At 71.4% G+C, this 5,455-nt stretch carries 5 protein-coding genes and 1 pseudogene; 3 read left to right on the top strand and 3 right to left on the bottom strand.

Features of this window, described 5'->3' with window-relative positions; all coding sequences use genetic code 11:
* On the top strand, window positions 1-1,387 hold a 1,387-nt coding region (locus CCN39_RS47860; protein ID WP_208630694.1), incomplete at its 5' end, for a S1C family serine protease.
* Here CCN39_RS47860 and CCN39_RS47855 read toward each other — a convergent pair.
* Window positions 1,384-1,758: a MarR family winged helix-turn-helix transcriptional regulator gene (locus CCN39_RS47855; RefSeq protein WP_086853828.1), complete on the bottom strand. Its 375-nt coding sequence runs from the start codon at window positions 1,756-1,758 to the stop codon at window positions 1,384-1,386. The genes CCN39_RS47860 and CCN39_RS47855 overlap by 4 nt on opposite strands.
* An 86-nt stretch (window positions 1,759-1,844) precedes the next feature.
* On the opposite strand from CCN39_RS47855, the gene CCN39_RS47850 reads away from it, so the two are divergent.
* Window positions 1,845-3,305, top strand: a complete 1,461-nt coding sequence (locus CCN39_RS47850; protein WP_086853826.1) for an MFS transporter — start codon at window positions 1,845-1,847, stop codon at window positions 3,303-3,305.
* Between the two features lie 52 nt (window positions 3,306-3,357).
* Here the strand turns inward: CCN39_RS47850 and CCN39_RS47845 are convergent, their stop codons facing one another.
* Complete coding sequence (locus tag CCN39_RS47845; RefSeq protein WP_086853824.1) at window positions 3,358-3,819, bottom strand: carboxymuconolactone decarboxylase family protein; 462 nt, start codon at window positions 3,817-3,819, stop codon at window positions 3,358-3,360.
* A 47-nt stretch (window positions 3,820-3,866) separates the two neighbouring features.
* On the opposite strand from CCN39_RS47845, the gene pdxR reads away from it, so the two are divergent.
* Window positions 3,867-5,255 (top strand): MocR-like pyridoxine biosynthesis transcription factor PdxR, encoded by a 1,389-nt coding sequence (gene pdxR / locus CCN39_RS47840; protein WP_086853822.1) that lies wholly within the window; start codon window positions 3,867-3,869, stop codon window positions 5,253-5,255.
* A 1-nt stretch (window position 5,256) separates the two neighbouring features.
* Here the strand turns inward: pdxR and CCN39_RS47835 are convergent.
* Window positions 5,257-5,455, bottom strand: a pseudogene (locus tag CCN39_RS47835) (hypothetical protein); the annotation flags it as partial.

Raw genomic sequence — 5,455 nt, 5'->3', positions numbered from 1 at the left:
CGGCGAGTACCCGTACGGCTACGGCCAGGGCGGGTACTCGCCGGACTTCTACGGGCAGAACGGGTACCCACCCGACCACGGCTACTACGAGCAGCCCCAGGACCAGGGCCACTACCGGCAACCAGGGGACCAGGGTCAGTACCAGCAACCCCAGGACCACTACCGGCAGCCGGGGGACCAGGGCTACCACCAGCAGCCGCGTGACCAGTGGGGACAGCCGTATTCGCCGTACACGCACCCGATCCACGCCTACCCCCAGCCCGCCTACCAGCCGCCGCCGCCCCGCCGTCACCCGCTGCGGGCGCTGAGTGTCGCGGTCGTCGCGATCGCGCTGGCCGTCGTAGCCGGGCTCGGGATCGGGCACCTGATCTCCGGGGCGAACGCGCCCACCGCGGGCGGCAACCAGAACTTCGGCTTCTCCGGGCAGCCCAGCGAGGCCAAGACGGTCCTGGACGTCGACGCCGTCTCGGCGAAGGTCAACCCGGCCATCGTGAACATCAACACCGAGCTCGGGCTGCAGGGAGCGGCCGCCGCGGGCACCGGCATCGTGCTCACCGCCGACGGCGAGGTGCTGACCAACAACCACGTCGTCGCGGGCGCGACCAGCATCAAGGTCACCAGCATCGGCACCGGCGACACCTACCAGGCGGAGGTCGTCGGCTACGACCGCACCGAGGACGTCGCGGTCCTGCAGCTGCGCGGCGCGTCCGGCCTGCCCACGGCGTCGATCGGCGACTCGTCCACGACCCAGGTCGGCGACCAGATCCTCGGCCTCGGCAACGCGGGCGGCCGCGGCGGCGACCCGGTGCCCGCGCCGGGCACGGTGACGGCGCTGGACCAGTCGATCACGGCGTCGGACGAGTCGAGCGGATCGTCCGAGCAGCTCACCGGGCTCATCCAGGTCCGGGCGAACATCGAGTCGGGTGACTCCGGCGGCCCGCTCGTGAACGCGAACGCCCAGGTCATCGGGGTCAACACCGCGGCATCGACCGGCTACCAGCTGAACGGCCGCCGCAGCGGCGGCGCGGGCCAGGGCTTCGCGATCCCGATCAACCAGGCGGTCGACATCGCCCACAAGATCGTCGCGGGCCAGGCGTCGGACAAGATCCACATCGGCAAGACGGCGTTCATCGGCGTCTCGGTGTCCGACGGCCAGGGCGGAGCGCGGGTCCGCGAGGTGGTCCAGCGCGGGCCGGCGCAGAAGGCGGGCCTCGCGGCGGGGGACGTGATCACGGCGATCGACGGCAAGCCGGTCGGCTCGGCGACGACGTTGACGAACGTGATGGACACGCATCACCCGGGTGACCAGCTGACGCTGACGGTGACCCGGGCGTCCGGTGGGCAGCAGCAGATCCAGGTGAAGGCGATCGAAGGCCCGGTCGGCTAGCGCAGGGTTTCCGCGAGCACCTCGCGGTGCGTCTGCTTGGCCGCGAGGTACTTTTCCCGGCCGGCTTCGGTGATCGTCACGAAGATGCCGCGCCGGTCCACGTCGCACAGGGCTCGCTCGACCAAGCCCTCCTTCTCGAGGCGGGCGACCAGCCGGGACGTGGCGCTCTGGCTGAGGTGGATGGCCTCGGTGAGGTCGGCCGACCGGCACTTGGATTCGCCGGTCGCGACCCTTTCCAGGGCTTCGAACTCGTTCGCGCCGATGCCGTGGCGCTCCTGCAGGCGGCACTCGAGGGCGCTGAACACGGCCGAGTAGCGGGCCAGCAGCTCGCGCCACTCCTGGGCCAGTTCCTTCTCGGCGACGTCGCTCACGGCGACCAACATAGCATGCACGGACATCAGATGCAAACTCATTAAATGCTTGGACATTAGATGCGCGTGCATGTAATGTCGCCGCCATGAGCTCTTCCGTGTCCTTGTCCACCACTTCAACGCGGTGGGACGCACGTCTCTGGGGTGTCCTGCTCACCGTTTCGATCGTCATCGGCCTCGACGCGCTCGACGTGTCGATGGTCGGGGTCGCGCTCCCGGCCATCCAGGCCGATCTCGGCCTGTCCACCAACGCGCTGCAATGGGTCGTCAGCGGTTACGTCCTCGGCTACGGCGGTCTGCTGCTGCTCGGCGGCCGCACCGCCGACCTGCTCGGCCGCCGTCGCGTGTTCCTCGTCGCCGTCGCGGTGTTCGCGCTGGCCTCGCTGCTCGGCGGCCTCGTCGACGACGGCGCGCTGCTCATCGCCAGCCGGTTCATCAAGGGCCTGGCCGCCGCGTTCACGGCGCCGGCCGCGTTGTCCATCATCACCACGACGTTCCAGGAGGGCCCGGCCCGCAACAAGGCGATCAGCATCTTCGCCGTGTTCGGCGCCAGCGGCTACTCCGCCGGCCTCGTGTTCTCCGGCCTGCTGACCGAGGTCGGCTGGCGCTGGACGTTTCTGCTGCCCGCCCCGATCGCGCTGATCGCGCTGGTGGCGGCGTGGAAGCTGATCCCGTCGTACCGCGCCGAGGAAGGCCGGGGTTACGACTTCCCGGGCGCCATCACCGGCGCGGCCGGCTCGCTGCTGCTGGTGTTCGGCGTGGTCGAGGCGCCCGAGATCGGCTGGGCGGCCCCGCGCACGCTGATCACGTTCGCCGTCGCCCTCGCGCTGCTGGTGACGTTCGTGGTCATCGAGAAGCGCAGCCGCCACCCGTTGCTGCGCCTGGGCATCCTGCGGTCCGGCCCGCTGGCCCGCGCGAACCTAGGTGGCGCGCTGTTCTTCGGCGCGTACATCGGCTTCCAGTTCGTCGTGATGCTGTACCTGCAGCGGGTCCTGGGCTGGTCGGCGCTGCAGACGGCGCTCGGCTTCCTGCCGGCGGCGCTGATCGTGGCGTTCGGTTCCCCGCGCATCGAGCCGCTGATCGACCGGGTGGGCACGCCCCGCACGATCTTCGCGGGCGTGGTCGCGCACGTCATCGGCTACGCGCTGTTCCTGCGCATCGACGAGCACTCGGGGTACGCGGGCAGCGTGCTGCCGAGCATGATCCTGCTGGGCATCGGCTTCACGCTGGCGTTCTCGTCGCTCAACATCCAGGCGACGGCGGGCATCTCGGACGACGAGCAGGGTCTGGCCGGCGGTCTGCTGAACACGTCACTGCAGGTGGGCGGCGCCATCGGGCTCGCGGTGGTCACGGCGGTCCTGACCGCCAACGGCGGCCGCGAGGCCTCCCCGGCCGCGCTGCTGACCGGCCTGACGCCGGCGTTGAGCGTGGTCACCGGGATCGCGGTGCTCGGCCTGCTGGTCGCGATCAGCGGCCTGGCAGCCCGCAAGCGCCCGGCCGAGGAGCCGGCCGTGGAGCGGGAGGACCTGCTCGCCCTCGCGGACTGAAATCGGGAAGACGGACGGACCACCCTCGCTCGGCGAGGGTGGTCCGTTCGCGTTACCGGGCCACCCGCTCGTCCGTGCCCGGCACCTTCGCCGTCGTGATGGCGATGCGGTTCCACGTGTTGATCGTGAAGATCAGCGCGAGCAGCTGGGCCAGCTCCTCTTCGCCGAACTCCTCGAGCGCGCGGGCATACACATCGTCGGGGACGCCACCGTCGTGGACGAGCGTGACGGCTTCGGTCAGCGCCAGCGCCGCCCGCTCCTTCGCGCTGAAGAAGTGCCCGGCCTCGTGCCACACCGCGACCATGTGCAGCCGCTCCTCGCTTTCGCCGGCCTTGCGGGCGTCGGAGGTGTGCATGTGCAGGCAGTACGCGCAGCGGTTGAGCTGTGACGCGCGGATCTGGACCAGCTCGACCAGCGCGGGGTCGAGGCCGGCGCGAGCGGCCGCGTCGAAGCCGATCAGGGCCTTGAAGGCCTTCGGGGCGGTCTTGGCGAAGTTGAGGCGGGAGTTCGTCATGACCAGAAATCTAGGGCCGGTTTGACCCACGTGTATGGTGCATTTCCGTGGCAAAAGACTGGGTCAATTCCGGGGAGCGCGACCTGCACCTCGAGCTGGCACCCGGCGGCAAGCGGGCCGCGCTCATCGCCGCCCTGCGGGACGCCGTCCGCGCCGGGCGGCTCGTCCCCGGCACCCGGCTCCCGCCCTACCGGTCACTGGCCGCCGATCTCGGACTGGCCCGCAACACCGTCGCCGACGCCTACGCCGAGCTGGTCGCCGAAGGCTGGCTCACCGCCGTCCAGGGCTCCGGTACCCGGGTCGCCGAACGCGCCGAGCCCCTCAAGCCGGTCCGGACCCCGAAAAAGGCGCCGGGGGCGCCGAAACCGGCGTACAACCTCCGGCAGGGCCAGCCCGACGCGACGTCGTTCCCCCGTACCGAATGGCTCGCCGCCGCGCGTCGCGCGCTCGCCGTGGCGCCCCATGACGCCTTCGGCCCCGGCGACCCGCGTGGCCGTCCGGAACTGCGGGAAGCCCTCGCCCAGTACCTCGCCCGTGCTCGCGGCGTGCGGACGTCACCGGAGCGGATCGTCGTGTGCTCGGGGTTCGCGCACGCCCTGCGGCTGCTGTTCCCGGCCGTGCTGCGGGGACCGCTCGCCGTCGAGTCCTACGGCTTGGCGTTCCACCGCTCGATCTTCGCCGCCGCCGGGGTGCGGACGATCCCTCTGGCCCTCGACGAACACGGCGCGCGCGTCGAAGACCTGGACGTCCCGGCGGTGCTGCTGACGCCCGCCCACCAGTTCCCGACCGGCGGCCCGCTGCACCACGACCGCCGCACCGCGGTCGTCGGGCACGTCCGCGCGGCCGGCGGTGTGCTCCTCGAAGACGACTACGACGGCGAGTTCCGCTACGACCGCAAGCCGGTCGGCGCCGTCCAAGGCCTCGATCCCGAGCACGTCGTCTACGTCGGCTCGGTGAGCAAGAGCCTCTCGCCCGCGCTGCGCCTGGGCTGGCTGGTGCTGCCCGGGCACCTCGTCGACCAGGTGCTGGCTGTGAAAGGCGAGCGCGAGGCGTGGGCGAGCGCGCTGGACCAGCTCACCCTGGCCGAATTCCTGAACGCGGGCGCGTACGACCGGCACATCCGCCGGATGCGCCGGCACTACCGCCGCCGGCGCGACCAGCTCGTGACAGCGCTCGCCGAGCGGGCCCCGCACGTGACGCCGACCGGGATCGCCGCCGGCCTGCACGCCGTGCTGCGGCTCCCGCCGGGCACCGAGAAAGCCGCGCTGAAGGCCGCGGCCTGGCAGGGACTGGCGCTGGACGGCCTGGCCGCCTTCCGCCACCCGGACAGCACGATGTCCACAATGGACGGCTTGGTCGTCGGCTATGCGACACCGCCCGAGCACGCCTACCCGGCGGCCCTCGACGCGCTGTGCCGCGCGCTGCCGCCCGCCTGACCTACCCGACGATGTCGATCTCGAACGGCTCGGCCGCGCTGTAGTTGATGTCCGCCCACACCGCGCCCGGCAGGTCGTAGCGCCGGTGCGAGGTGAGCTTCGAGTTGTACCCGCCCGTCTTGGCCGGGTTGTGGCCGACCCCTTGGTGGTCGCTGCCCCAGGCGTAGATGTCGCCCACCCACATCGGTTTCGCGAAACCG

This window comes from Amycolatopsis kentuckyensis (assembly GCF_002155975.1).
In the GTDB taxonomy this organism is placed as follows: domain Bacteria; phylum Actinomycetota; class Actinomycetes; order Mycobacteriales; family Pseudonocardiaceae; genus Amycolatopsis; species Amycolatopsis kentuckyensis.
Note: the sequence above shows the minus strand (reverse complement) of the source record. Positions and strands in the feature narration are given on the sequence as shown.

Bases quoted from the DNA above. Each gene is read 5' to 3' on its own strand.
- CCN39_RS47850 (WP_086853826.1), top strand. From the start codon at position 1,845: ATGAGCTCTTCCGTGTCCTTGTCCACCACTTCAACGCGGTGGGACGCA.
- CCN39_RS47845 (WP_086853824.1), bottom strand. From the start codon at position 3,819: ATGACGAACTCCCGCCTCAACTTCGCCAAGACCGCCCCGAAGGCCTTC.